The following is a 24,816-nucleotide window of genomic DNA, read 5'->3' on the forward strand; positions in this document are numbered from 1 at the left end:
GCGGGTAGGGTCGGGGCGAACGCGACGATGGTACGCAGCCGGAAAGGCGAATCGTGAGCAATCTTGAGGCAGAGCCCGTCGAATATGACTGTGCCGCCGGGCCTCCCAATCGCATCGAGATTCTCCGGCCGCGTGAGGTGCCGCTCGGTGGTCCCCGTGCGATGCAGGTCCGTCGCACTCTGCCGCAGCGTGACCGTTCGCTCGTCGGCGCGTGGTGTTTCGCCGACCACTACGGTCCGGAAGACGTCCGCACCCAGGCCGGCATGGACGTCCCGCCACACCCGCACACCGGTCTGCAGACGGTCAGCTGGTTGTTCAGCGGCGAGATCGAACACCGCGACTCGCATGGTGTGCACGAGATGGTGCGGCCCGGCGAGCTGAACCTGATGACCGCCGGCGCCGGCATCTGCCACTCGGAGGTCTCCACGCCGGCGACAACCATCCTGCATGGTGTGCAGTTGTGGGTCGCGCTGCCGGACGCCGCGCGCCACAGCCCCCGCAATTTCGATCACTATGCGCCGCAACCGGTCTCATTCGGCGACGCCACGGTGTCGGTGTTCCTCGGCACGCTGGCCGAGCAGCGGTCACCGGTGCACACGCACTCTCCGCTGCTGGGCGCTCAGGTCGATCTACCGGCCGGCGCCACCGTCGAATTCGAGGTCGACCCTACGTTCGAGCACGCCGTGCTGCTCGACCAGGGCGAGCTGACCGTCGCCGGTACATCGGTGCAGCCGGCCGAAATGGCTTACCAGGGCGTCGGATCCACGCGCCTGACGCTGGCCAACACCGGTTCGGAGGCAGCGCGCGCCGTCGTCCTCGGCGGTACGCCGTTCACCGAAGAACTGCTGATGTGGTGGAACTTCGTCGGGCGCACGCACGAGGAGATCGTCGAATATCGCAATCAGTGGCAGGCCGAGTCGCAGCGGTTCGGCGAAGTCATCGGGTATCGGGGTGAGCCGGCGCGGTTGCCCGCTCCCCCGCTACCGACCACCCGCCTGGTCCCGCGCAAGCCACCTACCGGAGGAAAGGCCCGAGTAATGCTCACCGACAAGAACGGCGCACCCGTCGACGTGACCCAGGAAGCCGACCGGTTCAGCATCGCGGTCGACGGAAAGCCCGTGGGGCTCACGGCATTCGTCGAGCACGGCGAGCAGCGGGTTTTCTACCACACGGAAATCGATCCGGCGTTCGGCGGGCGCGGACTGGCCAGCGTGCTGATCGCCCAGGCGCTCGCGACCACCCGGCAGCAGGACAAGCGCATCGTGGCGATCTGCCCCATGGTCAAGGCGTACGTCGAGAAGCACCACGACTTCGACGACATCCTCGATCCGCGGACGCCGGAGGTTCTGCGGCTGCTGCCGCACTAGAGACGGTCAGCCTGCGTGCAGGCGCCGTTCGGGATGGTCGGCCAGCCAACGCTGTTCGACTCGCTTGACCCGCAGATGCTCGAATGTGATGACGAGTGCCCCCGCGGTGACCAGCGCGCCGGCGATCAGGCCCAGCGGTAGCTCAAGCCCCGTGTGGCCGAACGCGGTTGCGAAGACGAAGCCGGCGATGGTGACGATGCCGAGTGCGATCAAACCCAGGCCAGGTAGCCACAACGTGTCGATGAAGGATTCACCGGCATGTGGTTGCGTGGTTCGCGAATGATCCACCGGATCATGGTGCGCGCCTTTCATTCGCATCTCCCTCCTTGCCGAAGATGCCCTAAGGCTACGCTCAAATACCGGCCGTAGTGAGATAGTTCACACTCGACCGCGCGGCTCCCCCGCCGACACACAATCCTGCGGGCTGAGGGGTGAAAATAAGCGGTTTGGGCGGATGCTCGAGAATTGCTAGCGCGGCGGCAGCGACACAGCCGACGCGGGCGGCGGCGCCAGAGCGGAACCGCGCACCCACTGGTCCCACGGCACACTCCAGTCGCCGTTCTGGCTCAGCATCTGCGGCGGGCCACCGGTGAACTTCACCTCGACGACGTCGCCGGGCACCGAGAAGTCGTAGAACCACTTGGCGTTGTCGCTGTTGAGGTTCAGGCAGCCGTGCGACGTGTTCTGTTTGCCCTGCGCCCAGATGGTCGCGTTCAGCTGGTGCAGGTAGATGCCGTCATGGCTGATCCGGGTGGCCCACGGGATGGTCTCCTTGTAACCGAGGCGGCTACCGATCGGCAATCCGAACGTCGAGGAGTCCATGATCACCGGGTTGGCCTTGTCCATCACGGTGTAGACGCCCGGCGGCGTCCAGAACGAGATGACGGTGTTGCCGATGGTCTCGGTACCACCCATGCCCATCGAGGTCGGCATGGTGCGCACCAGCTGGCCATTGTCGAAGACGCTGACCTGATGGGTGTGGTCGTCGGCGATCGAGACGTGGGCGTTGCCGATCCGGAACGACACGTGCTCGTCCTGCTGGCCGTAGATGCCGTCGCCGACCCTGACTCCGTAGATCTTGGCCGCGACGTCAACCGTCGTGCCTGGCACGAAGTACTTTTCCGGCCGCCAGTGCGCGTTGGCATCGTCGACCCAGTGCCACGAGCCCGGCACCGGCGGGTTGGTGGTGACGACGAGATTGCGCTCGGCGGCAGCTTTGTCCTCGATCTTCTCGTCGAAATGCGCGACGACGACCGTGCCGACGCCGTAGGTCTCCCCGTCCTTGAGGGAGGCGCCGGACACGGTGTTGAGGTACACCGCCGTCTGGTAGGTGGGGTCCAGCGTGGTGAAGCTGGAGGTCTGCCGCGACGGCATGCCCGAGGGACCGCGCGCTTCGATGGTCATCGTGTACTTGCGGCCGTAACCCAGCTGCTCCGCCGGCGTCCAGGTCTTGGCATCGGGTCCGAGGGTCCCGGGAATCTCATTTCCGGCGCCGTTGACCATCGTCACCGCGGTGATGGTGCCGCTCGTGGCGGTGACGTTCACGGGCGCGGCTGGGCTGACGTCTTTCGCCCCACCGGCCGGGGTGACGTTTAGTACGGCGGGCGACGGCGCGGCGGGCTGCGAGACGGACAGATCGCGCGCCGCGGCGACCACCTTGCAACCCTCCTGGCAGTGCGACGTCGACGACACCACGGTCCCACCGAGCACGGCAAGAACGGCCAGCGCAGCGGCCAGCCAGGCGCCACGGACACGGCGGGATGAGGTCAACACTGCTCCAAAGTTCGGCGTCGGCCAGGAATTTTCTGATTTGTGTACTCGAGGTACCGCATCAGAGTAAGCGGTCGGCGGGGTTCTTTGCACGTTGTGTAAAGGTCGTCCCGAATTCACCACCGCGCCGCCTCGGCGTGTCGGCTGGCAAACGCTTGCCGACATGTGATAGGCCACGGTTGCGGGGCATGTCGCCGGAGCGCGGCGACGGCCGGCCGACCAGGCGATTCAGCCAAACATACGGCATCCCAACAGCTTTGGGAAACGTCGGCCGCCCTGCGCCTAAATCTGTTCGGCGACATAATAATTCAGGCCACAGAGCACCCTCCGCGTCCTGAATCCGATGCCCAGAAATGGGGGCTATCGACCGGCGAATCGCGTGAGGGATCCGCCGTGCATCGCGCGGCCGGCGCGGGCCTGCCGGAAGCCGATCAACCCGCCTGCGCCCGTCAGCACCAGCAAGCCGGTGAAGCCGGGAACCGCGACGGCGGCGACCTCACCGAGACCGGCCGCCCGGAGGTCGTCCGAGTACCCGGCCCGATATGGTGCCGCGGCGACGAACGCGTTGTCCGCCGCGAAGACCCGATCCGCCGGCGCGGGGCCACCGGTGGGGAGCTCGCCGGCGGCGCCGGCGTGACCGGCAAAACGTGAATCCAGCTGCGCCCCATCGGGTGCCGACGGACCTACGTGCACACCGAATCCGCGCTCGACGGAGGCGCCCTGCGTGACACCCGACAATGGAGTGGTCAGGGCCGACGTCAGTGAGGCCGCGGCCGCGGTAAACCCGTTCACCACCGGCAGCGCCTGCGCCACAGCAAATCCGGGCAACGCGGCCACGCTTCGGATCGGGTCACCGATGGCCGCGGGCAGTGGTCCCGTCAACGCCGTCACCGGCGCCAAAGGTGCGTCCGCCACCACGACGGCGGCCTGGCCGGCCGCGGTACTCGCCTGGAGCAACGGGGCGGAGACCGACTGAACAGACGGTGCCGCCGCAGGGGTTGCGGCAACGTTCCCGGGTTCGCTGGTGGCTGCGCTCTCGGTTGCGTTGACGACGCCCGACGGCAGGCTGGTCGACGCACTCGATGATGAAGTCGCGGGCGAGATATTGGTGCCGTTGCGGCCGTCACCGAACTTGGGCGCCAGTTGCTGGCCGCCCGACGGCGAGACGCCGAAGCCGGCGAGGGCGCCGGTTCCCGCCGTGGTCGCAGCGGCCGTCAGCCCACCGAGGGTCTTACCCAGGTCTCCGATGGACGACAAGCCCGGACGCGAACCGCCCGAGCTGTCGCCACCAGAACCGGATGAGGTAGTGGGCGCAAGTGGCACGTCAAGAGGTGCAGCGTTCGCCAATCCGGCACCGAATACCGGTGCGGCGACCAACCACGTCACCGCCGCCATCCTCAGGTGCGTCGCCACGCTGCGTCCATCCTCTCGAAGCAGGCCGTCAGCGGCCCTCGTCTAGTTTGCCACGAGAATTTGCTATTGCGAAAATTTCTGTGACCGACACCACCATGTTATGGCAATCGACTCCAGAAATCAGAACGGGACAGTGGGGAGGTACTTACCGTCCAGGGTGATGACCGCACGTTCGCCACCATCGGGGTCAGCAACCTTCTTCACATCCAACCGGAAGTTGATGGCGGAGATGATGCCGTCACCGAACTGCTCGTGGACCAGCGCCTTGAGGGTGGTGCCGTAGACCTGCAGCATCTCGTAGAAGCGATAGATGGTCGGGTCGGTGGGCACGCCACCCGGGATGGAGCCGCGGGTCGGGATGGCCTGCAGCAACCGGACCGCGTCGTCGTCCAGTCCCAGCAGCGCACCGACGGCCTTCGCCGCTTCTTCCGGCAGCGCGTGCTGGCCGAGGATGGCCGCGGTCGTGAACGCCACGGACAGGCCGGCGGCGTCGGCAAGCTGCTGCCAGGACACGTCCTTACGCGTCTTGGCCTCGACCGCGGCAGCAGCCAGGAGCTGACGGGCGGTGGGGTCGAACTGTGCGTGGATCATGACGGGGCTCCTCTTTCAGCGGGTGATGCTTCGCGAACGTGGCGTCGGTGCCGGATCAATGCTGCGCCCACGTGCCGTACGGCACCATCGGGCTGGTTCCGAACGGCACGTAGGGGTTGGCGCCGCCGAGGAAGGAGTCCTGCGCATACACCGGAACCGGCCCGGGCAGCGCCACGGTTCCCCCGTTGTCTGCCGGCGCCGGAGCGGCCAGTCCGATGCCGACCGCGGCCAGTCCTGCGCCGATCAGTCCGGCTGTCACGGCGGCGAGGTTGTTGTTCTTCATGATGAGGCTTCCTTTCTTGCTGCATTCACCATGCATGAACAGCATCTATAACGTCCAATAGCCAAATTGCACTCAAGCCATAGCGGCCATCTATAGTGGACGGCATGGCCGGACTCGAGCTCCGTCACCTGCGGTATCTGCTCGCCGTGGCCGAGCACGGCAACTTCTCCCGCGCCGCCGAAGAGCTATATGTGTCGCAACCCACGCTCTCGCAGCAGATCAAACAGCTGGAACATGCGCTCGGCGTCCAACTTCTCGACCGCAGTGGCCGCACGGTGCGGCTCACCGATGCCGGCGCCGCCTTCGCCGAGCGCGCCCGCAGCGCACTCCGCGAACTGGCCGCCGCCGAACGTGCCATCGAGGATGTCCACGACCTCTCGCGCGGGCACCTGCGCCTGGGAATCACGCCGACGTTCATCACCTACCTCATCGGCCCGCTCACCGCCGAGCTGTACGCCCGTCATCCCGGGGTCAGCCTGACCGTGGCCGAGATGCCCCAGGACAGCATCGAAGCGGGCCTCCTCGCCGACGACCTCGACGTCGGCATCGCCTTCGTCGGCACCCCGGTTCCCGGCATCGACGCCGCCGCACTGTTCACCGAGCACCTCGGCCTCGTGACCAGCGGGGTACGCGCCCGCAGCCTGCCGGCCCCGCTTCCCGTCCGGGCGCTGGACGACGTCCACCTCGCCCTACTGAGCAGCGACTTCGTCACTCGCACCCACATCGACACGTATTTTGCGGCGCACCATGTCGACCCGCGGATCACCGTCGAGGCCAACTCTGTCCAGGCCCTCACCGAGATCGTGCAGCGCACGCCGCTGGCGACAGTTCTGCCGGACGCCGTCACGCACGACCATCCGCATCTGACGCCGGTGCCACTGGACCCGCCGATACCGACGCGCACCGTCGCTCTCCTGCGCCGGGACGGCGGCTATCAGAGTGCGGCGGCGTCCGCCTTCGTGCGGCTCACCCACGAACTCGTCGCGGCCCGAGGCTACGCAACGCCCGGGTGATTCGCCGCCGAACCGCGGTTGTTGTCCTGCAACGTAATTCGCGCTACCGCGGCGGGCCCGAGGTGACCGGGCCGGCCGACCCTCGCGAAGCGGTTGGCCTAACCGTGGCCTTCATGGCCGGCGTGCCCTTCGTGGCCGCCATGACCGGCGTGGTGCTCGTGGCCCTCGTGCCCGGCGTCAGGAGAGCCGCCCATCATGCGCAACATCGGGATGCCGCCGGTCCGGACGAAGCGGAACACCAGCAGTGCGGCCAGCAGCAGGAACACGATGTTGAGCCAGGTGGTGTAGTTCCAGGAGATGCCGCTCTCCATCACCATGGCGTTGCGCTGGGTGGGGACGATGCCGGCTGCGCCGAAGAGCAATTCGACCAGATAGCCCGCCGCGACCATCGAGACATAGAAGGTGGCCAGCAGCGTCAGCATCATCCGGGTGCCGTAGTACTTCCGGTAGATGTTGAGGATCGGCAGGATCAGCAGGTCGGCGAAGATGAAGGCGACCACGCCCCCGAAGCTGATGCCGCCATTCCACAACACCGCCGCCAACGGCGCGTTCCCGATGGAGCAGACGAACGACACGATCGCCACCACCGGCCCGACGATCGGTCCCCAGACCGCGGCCCACGTCGGGTCGTCGGCGAGGAAGAAGTTCTCCCAGAACGTATTCGGCACCCACGCGGCGATGGCTCCGGCGATGAGCAGCCCCAGGATCAGATCACGCAGGATTGCCGCCCACTCCATGACGAACACGTGCGACACCGAGGTGAAGCCGCGCGCCGAGAACAGGCGCGTGGCGAACGAGCCCTCGCCCTGCACCGACATGTCCATCGCGGCATGGCCTTCCATCGAGCCGGCGATGCCTCGGTCCGCCTGCACACGGGCGTCGTCGATGAGGCGGCTCCGGACGAACAACCGGAACAGCACGGCAAGCACGACGATCATGATCGGGCCGCCCACGAACTCCGCGGCGGTGAACTGCCAGCCCATCAGCAGGGCCAGGATGATGCCGAGCTCGACGACGAGGTTGGTGGAGCCGATCTCGAACGCCATCGCGGCCGTGAAGTTGGCGCCTTTGCGAAACAGCGAGCGGGCCAACGCCACCGCCGCGTACGAGCACGACGACGATGCCGCACCGAGCCCCGCCGCAATCGCCAGGGTTTTCGGCTTGTCGTCGCCGAGCAGGCGCACGATCGTCGACTTCCGGACGACAGCCTGCACCACTGCCGACAGCGCGAACCCGAGGATCAGTGCCCAGAGAATCTCCCACGTCATCGAACCGGCCAAGGCCAGTGCGTGGCTGATCCCAGCGATCGCGGCGTCCATCCCGTGACGTTAACCCGCCGGCGGCGTTCCGACTCGTCGTGCGTCGGGGTTTACGCGGAAATCGCGCGGAATTTCCGCGTAACCCCGCACGCGCGATGACGCCTAAGCCGGGCTGCCGATGAAGTCGATGCCGGCGGTGATCGCCGGGCGGTGCCGCAGCATGCGGTAGTGCGCCAGCTTTCCGAGCCCCTTGGTGGTCAGCAGCTGGGCACCGGGCCACGAGGCTGCGAGCTTCTCGCTCGACGAATAGGGACTGTCAGGGTCGTCCGGGTCGTGGATCAGCAGCAGCGGCGGGTGATCGGCCCGGGCCGCGAGGTTGACCATGTTCGTCTCTTCCAGCGACATGCCGATCCGGCGCACCAGTCGCCGTTGCAGGCCGGCCCGGATCCGCGGGCCGAAGTTGTGCCGGGCGGCGAACAGGTCCAGGTACATCGGGTAGTCGCCCATCGGCGCCAGCAGCACCAGGCGACCGACCTTCGCGCCGTTCACCGCCGCGGCCATGGTGGTCGCGTTGGCCCCGAGCGAGTGCGCGACGACGGCGTGGGCCGGCCCGTGCTCACGGATGACGGCCGCGACCGCGTCGGCGCATTCGATGGCGGTAGTGCGCCCAGGCTTGAGCGCGCCCGGGTCGGACTCGTTGTGGCTGGGCAGGTCGAAGGCGATGACGCGGTAGCCGGCCGCCACGAGCGGCTTGATGAACATGCCCAGGTGCGGACGGCGCCCGCCCCAGCCGTGCACCAGGTACACCGGTGGCCCTTCGCCGGCCGCGCTGCCCCAGGATTCACCGGCGACGCGATGGCCGTCCCAGTGAGCTTCCAGCGGGGTGCCCGGCCCGACGCCGGGCGGCATACGCAGACTCTGCTCGATGATCGGCGGCGTGCACCACAGCTCGGTGGCCCACCGGGATCCGATGGGCGGCGCGAATCGCTCGAGCAGCGCGAACTGCTTGCGAATCTTCGGGTCTACCGGCGGTTGCACACCGGACCCCTCGACGTCGAGCACGACATCCTGATCCGAAGTGGACTCGACCATGCGTCAAATCCTAACGACCGCCTCGTACCGGCATGCCGGACATCGGCGTCAGAGCGGAGCGAACCGCACCCGGTACATCGCGGGCCAATTCTTGCCGGTGAGCAGGAACTCCCCCGCGCCGAGGTACGCGATGCCGTTGAGTATGTCGGCGGGCTTGTGCGGCGCATCGAGCAGACCGTCGGCGTACACCAGCGATGTGACGACGCCGGAGGCCGCATCGATCTGGACGATCCTGTCGGTCGGAAACACATTGGCCCAGATCTGGCCGTCGAAGCAGGTGAGACTGTTGAGCCCCGCGACCGGGTCTCCGTTGTGGGTGACCGTCATGTCACCGGTTTCCTGCATGTCGCCGAGGCTGTGAAAGTGCAAGCGTGCCGAACCGTCGGTGCGGATCAGACGTTGACCGTCATTGCACAGCCCCCAGCCGTCACCGTTCAGGGGAACTTCTCGCAGCATTGTCAGCGTGGCCTTGTCCCACTCGATGGCCACGCCGTTCTGGTAGGTCAACTGCCAGATGTGGTCACCGTCATCGGCTATTCCCTCACCGAAATACGTCGGCGGCAACGGCGCGGCGCGGCGCAGCTGCCCGGTGGTCGCATCGAGCTCACGCAACTGCGAACGGCCGACTAACCCCGTACTCTCGTAAACTGTTGTGCCACTGATAAATAACCCCTCAGTGAAGGCACTCGGATCGTGGTCGAGACGGCCCAGTACCGCGGGGCGCAACAGCGCGACGGTCGCTGAGTCAGCGCGCGCCACCGGGATTTCCACGAACACGACAAGCAGTGCGATCAACAAAGCACCTACCCGCCTCATGGCGGTGAAAGTATCACCTGAACCCCGTTGGGCTCGGACGAGTTCGGACGGGAACCGATTCACGACCGCACAGCGGGTCACCGATGAGGTGGAATCCGATCATGCACAAATGGGTTTCACCCGCGCCACGGACGCCATCCTGTGCTTTTCCTGGTGGTCAGCTGGAGAAATGGTGGGAGTGACCGGAATTAGCGCCAAAGCAACGGTGAGATAACAGCGCCGCAACAAACGGTTGGCTATATGACCCTGCGGCAAGGACCAGACGAGCACCAGGCGCGTTGGGCCGCAACGAAAGCTGAGGCACCGCATGGCAAACCCGTCTCTCCTCAGGCCAGTGACCTTACTGTCGCCGAAGCGCATCGCCGCTATTGCCGCAGCAGCGGTCTGCGTCATCGCTGCGATAGAGGCCACCCCGGCGCACGCCGACCCGGCCGAGATGGCGCCGCAGGTGTACGACAAGGTCAGCCGGGATGGCTGGCATTTGCAGATCAAGATCGATCATGAATCGATCAACTCGGTGCCGAACCTGGCGGCGGCGGTGAACTCCCGGGAGGGCTTTGTCACGGCCTCGGGGACGGCGACCGCCTCCGGTGGGTCGAGTCCGATCACGGACAGCATCTTCATTCTCGGTTACCAGTTGGGTTGCCAGTCCGACGTTTCGACCGGTCTGCAGCTTGGTGGTACCGGTGGTGCCTCGGGCTCTGGCGGGCTTCCGTTTACCGGGGTCAGCGGCACGATCGGTGCGGCGGGTTTCGTCCAGACCGTGATCCAGCCCGGTGTGATCGTTGATCTGCCGCTGGCGAACATGGCGCTGTCCGATAGTGGCACCGCCATGCTCGACATCGACAACATCCACATCAAGGCCGATGCCTGCGGTGGTGATGTGAACATTCGGTCCTACGCGTACCTGAGGATTTCGACTGCCAAGTCGCACACGGAGTTCGCCATCTACGGCGACCCGAGCAAGATCTGACGCAGGGAGACTCGAATCATCATGTCGCTCAAAGGACTAGGGCCCAAGGCGCTAGGCGCGATCCTCGGGTTGCTGGCGATACCGCTGGCGCCGGGGGCGGCCGATGCGCAGCCACCGGCCCCACCGGTGCTGCCGTGGTTCCCGGGTCCACCGACACCGGTGAGCCCGACCATGGGTAGCTACACGTTCGCGCCCAACTGGATCACCAGCCCGCCGCCGGCCGCGTACGACGCTCGTGGCGTGCGGGCGGCGGCCAGTGTCGACCCCGCCATGAACGCTGACGGCTTGCCCGGGAGCGCCTTGGGGCTCAGTCCCAACAAGGCGAACCTGCTGACCTCCAGCAGCACGCGGTACCGGATCGGGGCCGGTATGAGCCCCAACCCGACGCTGCCCACGGTGGCCCCGGGTACCAATATCGGGGCGGGCATGGAGGTTCCCACGCTCGAGGATCCGGGCGGTGCGGCGCCCAAGTCGGCACCGGGCGCCGAATCGGCCCAACCGACCACCGCGCCTGCGGTGCCGGGGCAGCCGGCGCCGATCTTGGAGGCGGCCACCGGTCAGCCGGCGGCGGCCACGCCGACATCGACACCGGAGCCGGCGCCGTCGGGCCCGCCGCCGGTGCAGGTGCCTGCCGCTTCGTGAGGTCGCGAATCGGGTCAGCGGCGGCTGGGGCGGTTGTTGCCGTCCTGGCCGTCGGCTGTTCCGGCCATCACAACGCCGCACCAGCCCCAGTGTCGTCGTCACCGGGGCCGTCGACGTCGGCACAAGCCGGGCCGTGCACGCTGCCGCATTTCGGAAACCTGATCGAGTGGCTGCACGAACCCGGAAAGCCCGACCGCGCTATCCGGGTCAGTGACATCGATACCGCGAAATGCGAACCGACACTGAACAATTGGACGGCCAATCTGGTCGTGGGTCCGGGTGTCTGCTACATGATCGGCTGGGATTCGGCGAACCCCGGGTACAACAACATGGCCGTGCCGGCACCACGGTTGACCAAGGCCATGGACATGATCGGCGACGGATGTTGACGTCGGACAGCGAACAGGGGACTGGAATGCACACCACGGCAACCAAAATCGGATGGGCCATCACGGCAGCGCTGGCGGCGCCCTGCCTGGTCATGGCGGCACCCGCCGCCGCGCGACCGAGCTCGGGCTTCCCGCAGGCTCCAGCGCAGTCCTGCTCGGAAGCCAACGTCAGCGGGGGCACCGCGTCCTACATTCCGGTCCCCGGCGATCCTGCCGCGTACCAGAAGTGCGGACCTGCCGGACCCGTCGGCATCAAGCACTGCCAGACCGGATCGGCCTTCGACAGCTCGACCGGCTACTGCGTCGCGACGCAAGGCTCCGGGGCCACCCTGAGCGTGGACGCGGTGTGGCAAGAAGGCGACAGCTCCGACTGCCAAACAGCCTGCCCGCCACGGCCCATCAAGGTGAAGCTCACCTACAGCGGCTCCAGCGTCGGTATGGCCTCGGTCACGCTGGTCGATCCGACCGCACCGAGCAAATCGTGGGGCGGCTCAGCAAGCGCCCTCACCGGCGACGGCGCAACACATTCGGTCATCATCACCACCAACAAGCTCGTACCCACCGCCGCCGACTGGGCACTCAAACCCGGATCCTCAGTGGCCGTGCAGGCCTACCTGACCGACGGCAAAACCAACCCCGACGGCGACCCCAGCGTCGCAGTGGCAACCCTGAACCAGACCGTCACCGCCACCACCAAACCAACAGGCACCGACAACACCACCACCACCAGCGCCACGGCGTGAGATCGCGGCACCAGCCGATCACCGCGACCACCCACGTGTGCAACACCACAACATCCGGCCGACTCGCGCGGCTGCCCTACCCCGACCACACGCCCGGGTAGCCCCGACAATCCCACGCGCCCAGCAGATCGAGGGCGCGCCGTCGGCCTTTTCGTGATCTTCTCGCGCTCGGCGCAAAAACACGTCAGGCCCCCTCGAAAGGGGGCCTGATCAGTGTGGCAGATGCAGGATTCGAACCTGCGTAGGCTTTCGCCGACGGATTTACAGTCCGCTCCCATTGGCCGCTCGGGCAATCTGCCGGGATTCGCACCACCGGGAACCCCGGTTTGGCGCGAGTAGCAGAGTACAACGAAGATGTACCGAACACGAAAACGGGCTCCTGAGCAGGGGCGGATATACGGAGAGGCAATCCAATGGCGGATTCATCGTTCGACATCGTCAGCAAGGTCGATCGACAGGAGGTCGACAACGCCCTGAACCAGGCCGCCAAAGAGCTGTCCACCCGCTTCGACTTCCGTGGCACCGACACCACCATCGTCTGGAAGGGCGATGAGGTCATCGAGTTGGTCAGCTCGACCGAGGAGCGCGTCAAGGCCGCGGTCGACGTGTTCAAGGAGAAGCTGGTTCGCCGCGACATCTCGATGAAGGCCTTCGACGCCGGCGACCCGCAGCCCAGCGGCAAGACCTACCGCGTCTCGGGCACGCTGCAGCAGGGCATCAGCAGCGAGCAGGCCAAGAAGATCACCAAGATCATCCGCGACGAGGGCCCCAAGGGCGTCAAGGCGCAGATTCAGGGCGACGAGATTCGGGTCTCCAGCAAGAAGCGCGACGACCTGCAGGCCGTCATCGCACTGCTGAAGGGCGCCGACCTGGACGTGGCGCTGCAGTTCGTCAACTACCGGTAGCGCTCAGCCGTCGCTGTTCAACTCCTTGTCCAGGTGGGTGCCGATGTTCTTGCTGTCGCCGTGAGGATTGGTCATGTTGCGGCATTCGCCGTAGAGCTTGAACGCGAGCCGGCTTTCGCCCTGGTAGTACTCGATGTTGATCGCGACGCCGTCCCGGTTGATGGTGCCGCCGTACATGTGCTGTGTGGGTAGCTTGTCCGACCAGCCCGCGGCCAACATGGCGGTCTTGACCTGCTCGGCGTAGTCGTGGCCGCTGACGCCCGGAGGTAGTTGCGCACTCATCTCGATATACCCGCGGTTCGGCGGAGCGCCATCGTCATTGCACGATCCGAGATAGCCACCACCGGTGACGTCTTGCAGCCCAGCCACTTTCCGCAATTGCCGGCCCGCGCCAGTTCGCCTGCAAGCCGGCCGGCTGGCCGCGCTCGACGCCAATCACGATTTCCAACGCAGCCGAGGCGGTCCGTACGTCATCGGCGGCATCGAGCATCGCCCCGGGCTTTGCCGCGCGCACCCGCGACACCGTCACCGTCACTACTGCCGCACCCCCTCGGCGATCGCTCCTCCGATCGTCGCACAGCGTGCGGGTACCACCAGACACAACATCCAATCCGCACCGCCGGCCGGACACTCCGACATAACCTGGTCGCCATGGCACCAGCGCAGCGCGTACCGACCGTCGTCGTCCTCGGTGGAGGGTCTTGGGGTACAACCGTGGCCTCGATCTGCGCGCGCCGAGGCCCGACGTTGCAGTGGGTGCGGTCCGCGGAGACCGCCGCCGACATCAACGAAAAGCACTGCAACAGCCGCTATCTGGGCGACGGCGTGGCGCTTCCGGAATCACTGCGGGCGACCACCGACTTCTCGGAGGCGGCCAATTGCGCCGACGTCATCGTGATGGGTGTGCCGTCGCACGGCTTCCGCAACGTGCTGGGCGAGCTGGCCAAGGAGCTGCGGCCGTGGGTCCCGGTGGTGTCGTTGGTCAAGGGCCTGGAGCAGGGCACCAATCTGCGCATGAGCGAGATCGTCGACGAGGTGCTGCCCGGGCACCCGGCCGGAATCCTGGCCGGGCCCAACATCGCCCGCGAGGTCGCCGAGGGGTACGCCGCCGCCGCGGTGCTCGCGATGCCGGACCAGCACCTGGCCGCGAATCTCGCGGGCTTGTTCCGCACCAGGCGGTTCCGCACCTACACCACCGACGACGTGATCGGCGTGGAGATGGCCGGCGCGCTCAAGAACGTGTACGCCATCTCCGTCGGCATGGGGTACTCACTGGGCATCGGCGAGAACACGCGAGCGATGGTGATGGCGCGTGCGGTGGCCGAGATGTCCAAGCTCGGCGTGGCGATGGGCGGCAACCGTGACACGTTCGCCGGCCTGGCCGGCATGGGCGACCTGATCGTCACGTGTACCAGTCAACGTAGCCGCAACCGGCATGTCGGTGAGCAGCTGGGCCAGGGCAAGACCATCGACGAGATCATCTCGTCGATGAACCAGGTCGCCGAGGGCGTCAAGGCCGCCAGCGTGATCATGGAGTTCGCCGACAAGCACGGGCTGAGCATGCCGATCGCGCGCGAGGTGGACCGGGTGATCAACCATGGCTGCACTGTGGCGGACGCCTACGCCGGTCTCATGCTCGAAAAGCCTGGGCACGAAGTACACGGCTCGGGGTTCTGACCTCCGCGCGCGGGGCGAGACGGCGATCAGTTGGCGTACGGGTTGCGGTCTTTCGGCCTGTCCAGCAATGGATTCGACTCGTTGACGATGAAGCTGCCCGACGGGCTGACCACAAAGCCGGACTGGTCGAAGCTGTTGACGCACGCCGTCATGGTGCCGTCGGTGCCACACGTGATGTTGCGGTAAGTGATCCGGGAACCGGCCGGCAGCGTCTGTACCGGACCGGGCATCTCCCCGACGTACTTCGGACCGGTCAAGGTGTTGAACGCCGGCGCACCGACCTGTTGGCCGACGACCACATTGGCACCGTCCGGGGCGCCCGGCAGCGGACCGCTGCAGCCATATTCCCCTTCGTTGCGGCGCATGACGCAGGTCAGACCGCCGGGGGCCTGGAACATATAGAACGTGCCGTCCTTGCCCGCGTAGATCGACGGACTGACAGGCTTGAATCCATTGAGGTTCGGCGCGGCGGGCCCCGGTGGCGGAGGCACCGGCTCCGGCGGCGGAGCGGCCGCCGCAACGCCCGGTACCAACGAGATCGCCCCAGCGGCCGCAACCACACCGATCAGGAGTCTGCTCAACATCCGCCCAGAGTAGAACCCCGTGGCCACGGCCCGCAGCGTCAGTCGCGAATCACTTACAGCCCAGGTCGACGTAGACCGTGGTGGTCTGGCCCCGCAGCTTGCCTTCCTGACCCGAAAGCTCGCGACCCTGCCGGACGGCCGTGACGGTGCATGTGTCGATGGATCCGCTGCCGACCCGGGATTCGATCACCCGGAAACCTTCGTTCTGCAACCGATGGATGGTCTGGGTCGCTGACTCGCCGGGGGCGGGCGGCGTCACCGGACGCGCCGCGGCCGGGGCGGCCAGCGCAACCATCAATGTCAGGACGATTCCTGTGCCGACGGGGATTTTCGTGGGATTCTTCATTGTTTTCCCTCTCCCGCATTCAGCGCCGATAGCACTGAATCAATGAGTTCACCGTAACCGCGGAAATGACCGGAAAGCGAATTCTCAGGCCGAACACATACGGGTGCCCGCACGCTTCAGGAAGAATTCAGGCGAAACTCAAATAGTCGACTCGGACGTGCGTGGGTTATGCGACTCGCTCACGGTCACATACTCCCCGATGTCCCGGATCAACGGCAGCCTCACTCGGAAAACCGTTCCTGCAGTGTTTGATTCGACTTTGACCCGGCCGTCGTGCGCCTTGACGATCGTCGAGACGATGGCCAGGCCCAGACCGGTGCTGCCGAGCGCACGAGAACGCGACTTGTCGGCGCGCACGAATCTGTCGAACAAGATCGGCAACAATTCTTCGTCAATTCCCGGGCCGTCGTCGGCGACGGTCAATTCCACGTATCCGGGACCCGGAATCAAACTGGTCGTGACCGTCACTCCCGGCGGAGTGTGCACCCTGGCGTTGGCCAGCAGGTTGCCGACCACCTGATGCAGCCGCGACGGGTCACCGCGGACCCAGACCGGCACGTCAGGGATGCGGGTGCGCCAGCGGTGCGCCGGCGACGACACCGCGGCGTCGTTGACCGCGTTGATCACCAGGTCGCCCAGGTCGACGTCGTCCGTCTCCAGGTCCTGGCGCTCTTCGAGGCGCGAGATCAGCAGCAGATCCTCCACCAGACCGGACATCCGGTGTGCCTCGGACTCGATGCGGGCCAACGCGTATTCGGTGGTCTCCGGCAGCGAGGCGCTGTCCTGACGGGTGAGCTCGGCGTAGCCACGGATGGCGGCCAGCGGGGTCCGCAACTCATGGCTGGCGTCGGTGAGGAACTGCCGGGTCCGACGGTGCGACGCGGCGAGTTCGGCCAGCGCACTGTCGACGTTGTCCAGCAGCTTGTTGAGGGTGTCCCCCACGATGCCGACCTCGGTGCGCGGGTCGGTGTCCTCCGGCCGGACGCGTTCGGTGATGCGGTGGTCCTCGCTGTCGAATTGGCGCCGCGCCACCTTGGCGGCGGTCGAGGCCACCCGGCTCAGCGGCCGCAGCGCATAGTTCACGACCGCGATGGTGCCGATGGCCGTCAGCGCGATGGCCAGCAGCGTCATGACGGCGACGGCCACCGTCTTGCGCGCCACCACACTGTTGGCCTCTTCCATGGACACCCCGGAGACCAGCACGTCACCGTCGCCGACGTCCTGCCCCGCCATTCGGTACCAACCGAGCCGCGGCAGTTTGACGGACCGGGCCCCGAGGTTGGTCCACTGCTGCCCGCCGACCGCCTTGACCACGTCTGCCGGGACCGGTTTCGGCTCCCCGTCGGGGAACACCGCCGACTGCACGACGACACCGTTGTGCACGACGGCGATGAGATTTCCGGGAGCCTGACCGCCGAAAGCGGTCAGGCCGTCCTCCCCGGCATCGATCGGATGTGCCGGGTCGCCGCGCTTGATCTCGAGCCGGTCATAGGAATGACCGAGAGCATCGAGCGAACGGTCCAGTTCCCCATCGCTCATCGCCGACACGTAGCTGTGCAGGCTGTAGACCGACAGCACCCCGACCGTCAGCAGCACGACGGTGACGAGGGAAGTTACACCGAGGACGAGACGACGGCGCAGGGTCCGCGGACGCCACCACGGCACTTTGACCGGCACTTTGGCCGGATTTCGGGCAAGTACTCGAGTCGGCACCCGGGTCACGCGCGTCACCTCGGGCAGGTTAGTCCTCCGCGTCGGCAGGGCGCAGCATGTAGCCCACGCCGCGCACTGTGTGGATCATCGGTTCGCGATCGGTGTCGATCTTCTTGCGCAGATACGAGATGTACAGGTCGACGATGCTCGACTTGCCGCCGAATCCGTAGTTCCACACCCGGTCGAGGATCTCGGCGCGTGCGATGGCGCGTCGCGGGTTGCGCATGAGGTACCGGAGCAGTTCGAACTCGGTGACGGTCAACGCGATGAGCTCACCGCCGCGCGTCACTTCCCGGCTGGCGCCGTTGAGCACCATGTCACCGACCTTGAGCACCTCGTCGGATTCCGGCGCCAGGTGGCTGGAGCGGCGCAGCAGCCCACGCAGTCGCGCCACGAGCTCTTCGAGACTGAACGGCTTGGTCATGTAGTCATCCGCACCGGCGGTCAACCCGGTAACCCGGTCCATCACCGAATCCCGTGCGGTCAGAAATAGCGTCGGTGTGTATCCCTCGGCCGCGCGCACCCGCTGCAGCAGCTGCAGTCCGTCGGTGTCGGGCAGCATGATGTCCAGCACCACGAGATCCGGTTCCATCTCACCGAACTTGGTCACCGCGTCACGGCCGTTGTGCGCGACCTCGACAACCCAGCCCTCGTAGTGCAGCGCCATCTTGACCAGGTTGGTCAGCGCCGGCTCGTCGTCGACGAGCAACACCCGGATAGGGGATCCGTCGGCACGTTCCATGCGCGGCAGCTGGCCGAGCACTGCGGCTCGGGGATGGCGCTCTCGTGGCGGTACCGACATCGTTGTCATTCTTCCATTGTGTTGAGAACACAGAAACTTGTCACTGCGTTCATGCCGAGTTCAAATATTAGTCCCCACCTATGACCCACGTCACTTGAACGGCCCAATGTGATGCATGAGAGTCGTTGTAATACAGCAATTTTGACCAACCGGTCATCGATCTCGAGCATACCGGCGGGGCCCGCACCGGCCCGTGGCCGAGGATCGGAAACCGATCAACGCTTCCGCGCGGCAAGAAAATTTGCGTTCTCTATGCGTACCCGTCCCCGCCTTGCGGCCTCGTCGGGCGATAAATACTCTCGCACTTAGCAATTGGCGCAACCTGTCATCGGCGACCGCCGAGACAGTATGAAACATGTTGTGTCGCAACATGTTCAATCGACAATGGCGTCGGCGGGCGCGCGGGCCGAAACCCGCGCCGCGTATCTGCACATGTGTCCACCGGACAACCATCGGAGAACGGAAACCTAGGCATGCTAGAAACCGCCCCGCCGGCAAAGGGTTTGCGCGCCATACTGCGCTACGACCTGCCTGCGTCACTTGTCGTATTCCTGGTGGCATTGCCACTGTCGCTCGGCATCGCCGTCGCATCTAACGCGCCGATCCTGGCCGGCATCATCGCCGCCATCGTCGGCGGCATCGTCGCCGGTGCGCTCGGCGGCTCGCCGCTGCAGGTGAGCGGGCCGGCCGCCGGCCTCACCGTCATCGTGGCCGGACTGATCGCCGAATTCGGTTGGGCAGCGACATGTGCCATCACCGTCGGCGCCGGCATTCTGCAGATCCTGTTCGGCTTGAGCCGGGTGGCCCGCGCGGCGCTGGCCATCTCCCCTGTCGTCGTGCACGCCATGCTGGCCGGTATCGGCATCACCATCGCGCTGCAGCAGATGCACGTGCTGCTGGGCGGCAAGTCCAACAGCAGCGCGTGGGAGAACATCGAGCAGCTGCCCGCCCAGGTGATGAACATCCACGGACCCGGCTTCCTGCTCGGCATGCTGGTCATCGTCACGCTGGTGGCGTGGCGCTGGGTGCCGGCCCCGATCAACCGGATCCCCGCTCCGCTGGTCGCGATCGTCGGCGTGACAGCGCTCTCCGTCCTGCTGCCGTTCGACGTCAAGCGCATTCAGATCAACGGCTCGCTGCTGGACTCGCTGTCGCTGCCCACCCTGCCCACGGGTGACTGGGACGGCGTCATCGCCGGCGTGCTGACCGTCGCCCTCATCGCCAGCGTCGAGAGTCTGCTGTCGGCGGTCTCGGTCGATCGCATGCACAACGGTCCCCGTACCAACTTCGATCGGGAGCTCATCGGCCAGGGCGCGGCCAACGCCATCTCCGGCGCCATCGGCGGCCTGCCCGTCACCGGCGTCATCGTGCGCAGCTCGACCAACGTGGTGGCCGGCGCCAAGACCCGGGCTTCCGCGATCCTGCACGGTGTCTGGATTCTGTTGTTCGCGGTGCCGTTCGCCGGCCTGGCACAGATGATCCCGACGTCCGCGCTGGCCGGCCTGCTGATCGTCATCGGCTGCCAGCTGGTCAAGAAGGCGCACATCGAAACCGCCCGGCGCACAGGCGATATCGCGGTCTACGCGATCACGGTGCTCGGCGTCGTCTTCCTCAACCTGCTCGAGGGTGTACTGATCGGACTTGCCCTGGCGGTCGCCCTGACCGTGTGGCGCGTGATCCGCGCCAAGATCGTCACCGAGCACATTGCCGGCAACGACTGGCGCATCGTGATCGAGGGCTCCGTCAGCTTCCTGTCGCTGCCACGCCTCACGGCGGCGCTCGCCTCGGTGCCGACCGGCTCCGACGTCACGATCGAGTTGTCGGTCGACTTCATCGACCACGCCGCCCACGAGACCATCGACGCATGGAAGCGCCAGCACGTCTCCGGCGGTGGCTCCGTCGAGATCCATGAGCACGGCACCGCCGAACTGCACAACGCGGCGGCCGGCCCGCCCACCCGCACCTTCACCCCGTTCGACAAGCGGTCCGGTGTCGTCCCATGGAAGTCGCAGCCGCAGACCAACTCCGTCATGGAGGGTCTGGAGGCCTACCACCGTCGCACCGCACCGATGCTGCGCCCGCACATGGAAGAGCTGGTCCACACCCAGACGCCGCAGACGCTGTTCATCACCTGCGTCGACTCGCGAGTCGTGCCCAACGTGATCACCAGCAGCGGCCCCGGCGACCTGCTCACGGTCCGCAACGTCGGAAACATGATTCCGGAGGGACGCGCCGACGCCTCGATCGAAGCGGCCATCGCCTTCGCGGTCGACGTGCTGCAGGTCTCCTCGATCGTGGTGTGCGGCCACTCCAGCTGCGGTGCCATGACCGCGGTGCTGAGCGGCGATCACGGCCACGACGAGCACCTGCACACCTGGCTGGCGCACGGCGACGTCACGCTGCGCGCCTTCGACGAGGGCCGTCATCCCGTGGCACAGGCCGCGGCCGACGAGGGGTTCGGCATCGTCGACCAGCTGTCGATCGTCAACGTCGCGCTGCAGACGCAGAGCCTGGCCGCCCACCCGCTGGTCCGGGAGCGGTACCGCGCCGGCGAGCTCGAGGTGATCGGCTTGTTCTACGACATCGGCACCGCAGCCGCCCTGCGGGTGACGGCGGTCGGCGTGGACCGCCTGGTCGAGCTGGCCGAAGTGGCTGAGTAGCCGACAAGCTGATTGCCGATGACGGCCCGGGTGTGCAGTGCGCACCCGGGCCGTCGCGTTTCGCCTCAGTTGCGTTGCGCGTCAGCCACTTCTGTGCGTTGCGGCGCCGACGGAACCGGCGGCACAGCCCCTCAGCCGCCGCGGACCGCGGCGCTGAAGTCCTCGGCCCCGACCGGCGGCGCGATCGTCCAGAGCACCTCGGCCTCGCCGTCGGTCGGGTTGTGCCAATCGTGGAGCTGGGTCGCCCCGAAGGTCATGCTGTCGCCACTGTCCAGCAATGTGGTCTGCCCATCGATGGTGATGCTGAGCCCGCCCTTGAGGACGTACACGAAAATCGTTGTGGCATCGAGCCGGTAGGCGCCGCCTGACCCGCCACCGGGTCGCATCACGGTGTGCATCACCTGCACGTGCCGTTCGGTCTTCGGGGTGAGCAGTTCTTCACGGACGTCGTGGCCACCCATTTCCAGGGGCGCCCCCGCGCCGCTGCGGACTATCGGCGCGGCCGGGTACTCGAAGAGATCGCCGATTCCGATGCCCAAGGCATCGCAGATGCGGATCAGAACCGGCACCGACACGTTGGTCCTGCCCCGCTCGGCCAGACTGAGAAAGCCTTTTGTCACCTCGGCCCTGGTCGCCGCCTCGCTGAGACTCAACCCGCGCTGGGTGCGGAACTCCCGAAGCCGCGCCCCGGCGCGGCCCATTCCGGTCTCCTCCCCTTCCCTCACTCAATCCCTCCCGATCCCTCCCGCGCCATTGACGGCAATTCGTTTAGTGGTGTAAAACACCTTCAGCGTTTTATGGGATTGAACCCTACACGCGGTGTTGCCTCCCAAAACACAGAAAGGCACGCGGTGTCCTCATCTGAAACCGACCACCAGCACGACGTGACAAGGATCCGCGCCGCGGTGTTCGACGGCATCGGAGCAATCTCCATCGAGGAGGTGGTACTGGCGGCGCCCGGCCCGGGCGAGGTCCGAGTCAAGATCGCGGCCGCCGGCGTGTGCCACTCCGACCTGCATGTCACCACGCGTGCCTGGGATGTACCCGCGCCAGTGGTGCTCGGCCATGAAGGCTCTGGAGTAGTCACCGCAATCGGCTCGGGCGTCGAGGATCTCGAGCCCGGCGACCACGTCGTGCTGAGCTGGGTGCCCGGCTGCGGCGCATGCCGCGCCTGCGGGGCGGGCCGACCCGCACAGTGCTCGCTGGTCGCGTCCGTAGTGGCCGCCGGCGGGACGCTGTACGACGGCACCACGCGACTGTCCAACGAGCGCGGCACGATTCACCACTACTTGGGCGTCTCGTCCTACGCGGAAGAGGTCGTGGTCCCGCGCAGCGGTGCGGTCAAGGTGCGCAAGGACGCGCCGCTGGAAGACATCGCGATCGTGGGCTGCGCAATCGCCACCGGCGTGGGCGCAGTGCGCAATACCGCTGAGGTGCAACCCGGTTCGACCGTCGCGGTGATCGGCTGCGGTGGTGTGGGCCTGGCCTGCGTGCAGGGCGCCCGGCTGGCCGGAGCCTCGCGCATCGTCGCGGTCGACGTCGTCGCCGAAAAGCTCGATCTGGCACGCAAACTCGGCGCCACCGACGCGGTCGATGCGTCGGCCGCCGCAGACGTGGTGGCGGCGCTGCGGGACGTGGTCGCGGACGGATACGACTATGTGTTCGACGCAATCGGCAAGATCATCACCATCGAACAAGCCATCGCCGCGCTCGGCCTCGGCGGCGCGGCCGTCATCGTCGGCCTGCCCCCGCAGGGTGAACGCGCGAGTTTCGACCCGCTGAGCCTCGCCGAGGGCGATCGACGAATCCTGGGATCCAACTACGGCTCCGCGGTACCCGAGCGCGACATCCCCGCCCTGGTCGACGAGGTCATCGCGGGCAATCTCGATCTCGCCTCGATGATCTCCGGTCGCCGCCCGCTCGACGAAGCCGCGGCCGCGCTCGACGACCTCGCCGCGGGTCACGCATTGCGCCAACTCCTCATCCCGTCCGCCTGACAAGAAACGAGAACCCCAGTGTCCGAAGATATTCAGACGGGCCCCGACGTCGCACCCGGCGATGCCGGATTGCGGCGCGGCGTGATGGGTGGCGGCGAACTCGCCGCCCAGGCAATCGCCAACATCGCGCCGAGCGCGGTCATCGCGTTCACCGCCGCGGCTATCTACACGACCGCAGGCAACGGCACCTGGGCCTCCTTCGCGCTGGCAACCGTGGTCATCCTCTCGGTCGGCTACTGCATCTCACAGTTCGCCAAGCGCCGCTCATCGGCGGGCTCTCTCTACAGCTACGCGGCGACGGCGCTCGGCCCGTTCGGCGCCTACCTGACCGGTGTCAGCCTGCTGATCGGTTGCTTCGGTATCGCCGCCGGCTCACTCAGTGGGTCGGTCGCCTACACCGCGACCGTGCTGAACCAGCTCGGCATCTCGGTACACGGCACGGCGGCACAGATCGCGCTGGCAGTAGTACTCGGCACGCTGGCGACCTTGTTCACGATTCGCGGCATCCGCTTGTCTGCGCGGGTTTCCCTTGTGCTTGAACTGGTTTCGGTGTCCATCATCACGCTGCTGCTGGTGGTCACCCTGGTGCACCTGGGCGGCCGTGCCTTCGACGCCGCTCAGTTCGAACTCACTGGCGTCAAGCCGTCGGGCATCGTGGTCGGCATGGTGCTGGCGATCCTCGGTTTCGTCGGCTTCTCCAGCTCGGATGCCCTGGCCCGTGAGGCCAAGGATCCCTACCGCGCGGTGCCGCGCGCAATCATGTGGAGCGCGGCCGGCGTCGGCGTGCTGTACGTGTTCGCGGCCTACACGCAGGTGGCCGCCCTCGGTCCGGCGCTGGGCGAATCCGCGCAACCGCTCGACGACATCGCGACTCTGGTCGGCATGCCGACGTGGTTCAACCCGATCCTCAACTTCGGTATCGCCGCATCGTTTTTCGCCGTCGTGGTCGCACCCATGAACGTCGTCGGCCGAATCCTGTACGTGATGGGCAAGGAGGGTGTCGTCGGGGCGTCGATCGGGCGGACCCACCCCACCCATCTGACCCCGCACCGCGCGCTGGTCTCGGTTGGCCCGCTCGTGATCGCCGTGCCGGTGGTGATGTACCTGTTCGGCGTAGACGCGATGAATGTCGTGACATGGGTGGACACCTACGGAACCTACGGCTACATGGTCGCGTACGCGGCGGCAGCGCTCGCCGCCGTGGTGTTCCTGCGCAGCATCGGCGCCCAGGTTCCGCTGGTGTGGCCGGCCGCCGTCGTGGCCATCGTGTCGATGGCATATGTGTTCTACGCCAACGTGTATCCGGTCCCGGCGTACCCGCTCAACGTCATCCCGTGGCTGTTCATCGCCACTGTGGCTGCGGCGCTGGCGTGGTACTGGTACCTGAGTCGCCGCTCACCCGAAGTGATTTCGGCCATCGGCACCAGCGATGTGGAGACCCTCGAAGGGATTGGCTGAGTAGTCGACGAGCTGATTGCCGATGACGGCCTGGGTGTGCAGAGCGCACCCGGGCCGTCTCGTTGCGCGTCAGCTGCAGCAGCACGAGCCCGACACCTGGACTGCACCAGGCACTTCACCGTCGGGCCGCCAGTCGAACGGGAAGTGCTTGCTGGAGGCGCCGAGGTACTCGCGGGAGAAGTCGAAGCCCACGGCGTCAGCCTGCTTGACGACGCCCCACGTCGCCACCGTCATTGCTGAATCCTCTCTGTAGCGAGCCTGACTGGGTGGCGGAATTCCGCCTTGGAAATCGCCCTGCGGTCAGGATCGCGAGTTGTTCCGTT

At 66.6% G+C, this 24,816-nt stretch carries 25 protein-coding genes, 1 tRNA gene and 2 pseudogenes; 12 read left to right on the top strand and 16 right to left on the bottom strand.

Annotated features, from left to right (window positions below; all coding sequences use genetic code 11):
* Positions 1 to 53: 53 nt before the first annotated feature.
* Both G6N59_RS11365 and G6N59_RS32030 read left to right on the top strand, forming a co-directional pair.
* Positions 54 to 1,019 (top strand): annotated as a pseudogene (locus G6N59_RS11365) (pirin family protein); the annotation flags it as partial.
* An 18-nt stretch (positions 1,020 to 1,037) separates the two neighbouring features.
* Positions 1,038 to 1,367 carry a GNAT family N-acetyltransferase gene (locus G6N59_RS32030; protein WP_234884399.1) on the top strand — a complete coding sequence of 110 codons (330 nt, stop codon included), beginning with the start codon at positions 1,038 to 1,040 and terminating at the stop codon, positions 1,365 to 1,367.
* Positions 1,368 to 1,373: 6 nt separating this feature from the next.
* Here G6N59_RS32030 and usfY read toward each other — a convergent pair whose 3' ends face one another.
* The 5 genes from usfY to G6N59_RS11390 form a co-directional block, all read right to left on the bottom strand.
* A complete protein-coding gene (gene usfY, locus G6N59_RS11370; protein ID WP_234884388.1) occupies positions 1,374 to 1,655 on the bottom strand; it encodes a protein UsfY in 282 nt (93 codons plus the stop codon).
* Between the two features lie 180 nt (positions 1,656 to 1,835).
* Positions 1,836 to 3,140, bottom strand: a complete 1,305-nt coding sequence (locus tag G6N59_RS11375; protein ID WP_138232268.1) for a L,D-transpeptidase — start codon at positions 3,138 to 3,140, stop codon at positions 1,836 to 1,838.
* Between the two features lie 357 nt (positions 3,141 to 3,497).
* Complete coding sequence (locus G6N59_RS11380) at positions 3,498 to 4,523, bottom strand: hypothetical protein (protein WP_220099690.1); 1,026 nt, start codon at positions 4,521 to 4,523, stop codon at positions 3,498 to 3,500.
* A gap of 147 nt (positions 4,524 to 4,670) precedes the next feature.
* Entirely contained in the window at positions 4,671 to 5,141 is a 471-nt protein-coding gene (gene cynS / locus G6N59_RS11385; protein WP_138232270.1) for a cyanase, read from the bottom strand.
* A 55-nt stretch (positions 5,142 to 5,196) separates the two neighbouring features.
* Positions 5,197 to 5,424 (bottom strand): hypothetical protein, encoded by a 228-nt coding sequence (locus G6N59_RS11390; protein ID WP_138232271.1) that lies wholly within the window; start codon positions 5,422 to 5,424, stop codon positions 5,197 to 5,199.
* A gap of 104 nt (positions 5,425 to 5,528) precedes the next feature.
* Here G6N59_RS11390 and cynR point away from each other — a divergent pair, with 104 nt between their 5' ends.
* Entirely contained in the window at positions 5,529 to 6,437 is a 909-nt protein-coding gene (cynR, locus tag G6N59_RS11395) for a transcriptional regulator CynR (RefSeq protein WP_138232272.1), read from the top strand.
* A gap of 98 nt (positions 6,438 to 6,535) precedes the next feature.
* Here cynR and G6N59_RS11400 read toward each other — a convergent pair whose 3' ends face one another.
* The 3 genes from G6N59_RS11400 to G6N59_RS11410 all read right to left on the bottom strand — a co-directional run bounded on the left by G6N59_RS11400 (position 6,536) and on the right by G6N59_RS11410 (position 9,583).
* A complete protein-coding gene (locus tag G6N59_RS11400) occupies positions 6,536 to 7,756 on the bottom strand; it encodes a permease (RefSeq protein WP_138232273.1) in 1,221 nt (406 codons plus the stop codon).
* A gap of 102 nt (positions 7,757 to 7,858) precedes the next feature.
* On the bottom strand, positions 7,859 to 8,788 hold the full coding sequence (locus tag G6N59_RS11405; RefSeq protein ID WP_138232274.1) for an alpha/beta fold hydrolase: 930 nt from the start codon (positions 8,786 to 8,788) through the stop codon (positions 7,859 to 7,861).
* A gap of 48 nt (positions 8,789 to 8,836) precedes the next feature.
* On the bottom strand, positions 8,837 to 9,583 hold the full coding sequence (locus G6N59_RS11410; RefSeq protein WP_234884389.1) for a glutaminyl-peptide cyclotransferase: 747 nt from the start codon (positions 9,581 to 9,583) through the stop codon (positions 8,837 to 8,839).
* A 379-nt stretch (positions 9,584 to 9,962) separates the two neighbouring features.
* Here G6N59_RS11410 and G6N59_RS11415 point away from each other — a divergent pair, with 379 nt between their 5' ends.
* The 4 genes from G6N59_RS11415 to G6N59_RS11430 are packed head-to-tail and all read left to right on the top strand — an operon-like array spanning position 9,963 to position 12,351.
* Positions 9,963 to 10,577 carry an MspA family porin gene (locus G6N59_RS11415; protein ID WP_407665884.1) on the top strand — a complete coding sequence of 205 codons (615 nt, stop codon included), beginning with the start codon at positions 9,963 to 9,965 and terminating at the stop codon, positions 10,575 to 10,577.
* 21 nt (positions 10,578 to 10,598) lie between these two features.
* On the top strand, positions 10,599 to 11,219 hold the full coding sequence (locus G6N59_RS11420; protein ID WP_163911236.1) for a hypothetical protein: 621 nt from the start codon (positions 10,599 to 10,601) through the stop codon (positions 11,217 to 11,219).
* Complete coding sequence (locus G6N59_RS11425) at positions 11,216 to 11,608, top strand: hypothetical protein (RefSeq protein ID WP_163911239.1); 393 nt, start codon at positions 11,216 to 11,218, stop codon at positions 11,606 to 11,608. The genes G6N59_RS11420 and G6N59_RS11425 overlap by 4 nt, the downstream gene beginning before the upstream one ends.
* Before the next feature lie 26 nt (positions 11,609 to 11,634).
* Positions 11,635 to 12,351 carry a hypothetical protein gene (locus tag G6N59_RS11430; protein ID WP_163911242.1) on the top strand — a complete coding sequence of 239 codons (717 nt, stop codon included), beginning with the start codon at positions 11,635 to 11,637 and terminating at the stop codon, positions 12,349 to 12,351.
* Between the two features lie 216 nt (positions 12,352 to 12,567).
* Here G6N59_RS11430 and G6N59_RS11435 read toward each other — a convergent pair.
* A tRNA-Tyr gene (locus G6N59_RS11435) sits at positions 12,568 to 12,650 on the bottom strand.
* Positions 12,651 to 12,764: 114 nt separating this feature from the next.
* Between G6N59_RS11435 and G6N59_RS11440 the strand changes: the two genes are divergently transcribed.
* Positions 12,765 to 13,256, top strand: coding sequence for a YajQ family cyclic di-GMP-binding protein (locus G6N59_RS11440; RefSeq protein WP_138232378.1), 492 nt, complete (start codon positions 12,765 to 12,767; stop codon positions 13,254 to 13,256).
* A gap of 3 nt (positions 13,257 to 13,259) precedes the next feature.
* On the opposite strand, the gene G6N59_RS11445 is transcribed toward G6N59_RS11440, so the two are convergent.
* Positions 13,260 to 13,625 carry a lipoprotein LppJ family protein gene (locus G6N59_RS11445; protein WP_138232379.1) on the bottom strand — a complete coding sequence of 122 codons (366 nt, stop codon included), beginning with the start codon at positions 13,623 to 13,625 and terminating at the stop codon, positions 13,260 to 13,262.
* A gap of 282 nt (positions 13,626 to 13,907) precedes the next feature.
* Here G6N59_RS11445 and G6N59_RS11450 point away from each other — a divergent pair, with 282 nt between their 5' ends.
* Positions 13,908 to 14,933: an NAD(P)H-dependent glycerol-3-phosphate dehydrogenase gene (locus G6N59_RS11450; protein ID WP_138232381.1), complete on the top strand. Its 1,026-nt coding sequence runs from the start codon at positions 13,908 to 13,910 to the stop codon at positions 14,931 to 14,933.
* A 26-nt stretch (positions 14,934 to 14,959) separates the two neighbouring features.
* On the opposite strand, the gene G6N59_RS11455 is transcribed toward G6N59_RS11450, so the two are convergent.
* From G6N59_RS11455 to G6N59_RS11470, 4 genes are all read right to left on the bottom strand, one after another.
* Positions 14,960 to 15,517 carry a hypothetical protein gene (locus G6N59_RS11455; RefSeq protein WP_138232382.1) on the bottom strand — a complete coding sequence of 186 codons (558 nt, stop codon included), beginning with the start codon at positions 15,515 to 15,517 and terminating at the stop codon, positions 14,960 to 14,962.
* A 49-nt stretch (positions 15,518 to 15,566) separates the two neighbouring features.
* A complete protein-coding gene (locus G6N59_RS11460) occupies positions 15,567 to 15,863 on the bottom strand; it encodes a hypothetical protein (RefSeq protein WP_138232383.1) in 297 nt (98 codons plus the stop codon).
* 138 nt (positions 15,864 to 16,001) lie between these two features.
* The gene (locus tag G6N59_RS11465; protein WP_170212452.1) at positions 16,002 to 17,540 is read right to left on the bottom strand and encodes a sensor histidine kinase; all 1,539 of its coding nucleotides are present in this window, start codon (positions 17,538 to 17,540) and stop codon (positions 16,002 to 16,004) included.
* A 64-nt stretch (positions 17,541 to 17,604) separates the two neighbouring features.
* Positions 17,605 to 18,387, bottom strand: coding sequence for a response regulator transcription factor (locus tag G6N59_RS11470; RefSeq protein WP_138232384.1), 783 nt, complete (start codon positions 18,385 to 18,387; stop codon positions 17,605 to 17,607).
* A gap of 464 nt (positions 18,388 to 18,851) precedes the next feature.
* Between G6N59_RS11470 and G6N59_RS11475 the strand changes: the two genes are divergently transcribed.
* Entirely contained in the window at positions 18,852 to 21,038 is a 2,187-nt protein-coding gene (locus G6N59_RS11475; RefSeq protein WP_138232385.1) for a SulP family inorganic anion transporter, read from the top strand.
* Positions 21,039 to 21,169: 131 nt separating this feature from the next.
* Here the strand turns inward: G6N59_RS11475 and G6N59_RS11480 are convergent, their stop codons facing one another.
* Positions 21,170 to 21,763 (bottom strand): helix-turn-helix domain-containing protein, encoded by a 594-nt coding sequence (locus tag G6N59_RS11480; protein ID WP_234884401.1) that lies wholly within the window; start codon positions 21,761 to 21,763, stop codon positions 21,170 to 21,172.
* 126 nt (positions 21,764 to 21,889) lie between these two features.
* Here G6N59_RS11480 and G6N59_RS11485 point away from each other — a divergent pair, with 126 nt between their 5' ends.
* Positions 21,890 to 23,035 (top strand): zinc-binding dehydrogenase, encoded by a 1,146-nt coding sequence (locus G6N59_RS11485; protein ID WP_234884402.1) that lies wholly within the window; start codon positions 21,890 to 21,892, stop codon positions 23,033 to 23,035.
* Between the two features lie 18 nt (positions 23,036 to 23,053).
* On the top strand, positions 23,054 to 24,493 hold the full coding sequence (locus G6N59_RS11490; protein ID WP_138232386.1) for an APC family permease: 1,440 nt from the start codon (positions 23,054 to 23,056) through the stop codon (positions 24,491 to 24,493).
* Positions 24,494 to 24,562: 69 nt separating this feature from the next.
* Here G6N59_RS11490 and G6N59_RS11495 read toward each other — a convergent pair.
* Positions 24,563 to 24,721: pseudogene (locus tag G6N59_RS11495) on the bottom strand (DUF1326 domain-containing protein); the annotation flags it as partial.
* Positions 24,722 to 24,816: the final 95 nt, after the last annotated feature.

The sequence above is a fragment of the Mycolicibacterium aubagnense genome (assembly GCF_010730955.1).
In the GTDB taxonomy this organism is placed as follows: Bacteria; Actinomycetota; Actinomycetes; order Mycobacteriales; family Mycobacteriaceae; genus Mycobacterium; species Mycobacterium aubagnense.

Coding starts and splice junctions, on each gene's coding strand:
- G6N59_RS32030 (WP_234884399.1), top strand. CDS start 1,038: ATGCTCACCGACAAGAACGGCGCACCCGTCGACGTGACCCAGGAAGCC.
- cynS (WP_138232270.1), bottom strand. CDS start 5,141: ATGATCCACGCACAGTTCGACCCCACCGCCCGTCAGCTCCTGGCTGCT.
- G6N59_RS11390 (WP_138232271.1), bottom strand. CDS start 5,424: ATGAAGAACAACAACCTCGCCGCCGTGACAGCCGGACTGATCGGCGCA.
- cynR (WP_138232272.1), top strand. CDS start 5,529: ATGGCCGGACTCGAGCTCCGTCACCTGCGGTATCTGCTCGCCGTGGCC.
- G6N59_RS11400 (WP_138232273.1), bottom strand. CDS start 7,756: ATGGACGCCGCGATCGCTGGGATCAGCCACGCACTGGCCTTGGCCGGT.
- G6N59_RS11405 (WP_138232274.1), bottom strand. CDS start 8,788: ATGGTCGAGTCCACTTCGGATCAGGATGTCGTGCTCGACGTCGAGGGG.
- G6N59_RS11420 (WP_163911236.1), top strand. CDS start 10,599: ATGTCGCTCAAAGGACTAGGGCCCAAGGCGCTAGGCGCGATCCTCGGG.
- G6N59_RS11430 (WP_163911242.1), top strand. CDS start 11,635: ATGCACACCACGGCAACCAAAATCGGATGGGCCATCACGGCAGCGCTG.
- G6N59_RS11440 (WP_138232378.1), top strand. CDS start 12,765: ATGGCGGATTCATCGTTCGACATCGTCAGCAAGGTCGATCGACAGGAG.
- G6N59_RS11450 (WP_138232381.1), top strand. CDS start 13,908: ATGGCACCAGCGCAGCGCGTACCGACCGTCGTCGTCCTCGGTGGAGGG.
- G6N59_RS11455 (WP_138232382.1), bottom strand. CDS start 15,517: ATGTTGAGCAGACTCCTGATCGGTGTGGTTGCGGCCGCTGGGGCGATC.
- G6N59_RS11460 (WP_138232383.1), bottom strand. CDS start 15,863: ATGAAGAATCCCACGAAAATCCCCGTCGGCACAGGAATCGTCCTGACA.
- G6N59_RS11470 (WP_138232384.1), bottom strand. CDS start 18,387: ATGACAACGATGTCGGTACCGCCACGAGAGCGCCATCCCCGAGCCGCA.
- G6N59_RS11475 (WP_138232385.1), top strand. CDS start 18,852: ATGCTAGAAACCGCCCCGCCGGCAAAGGGTTTGCGCGCCATACTGCGC.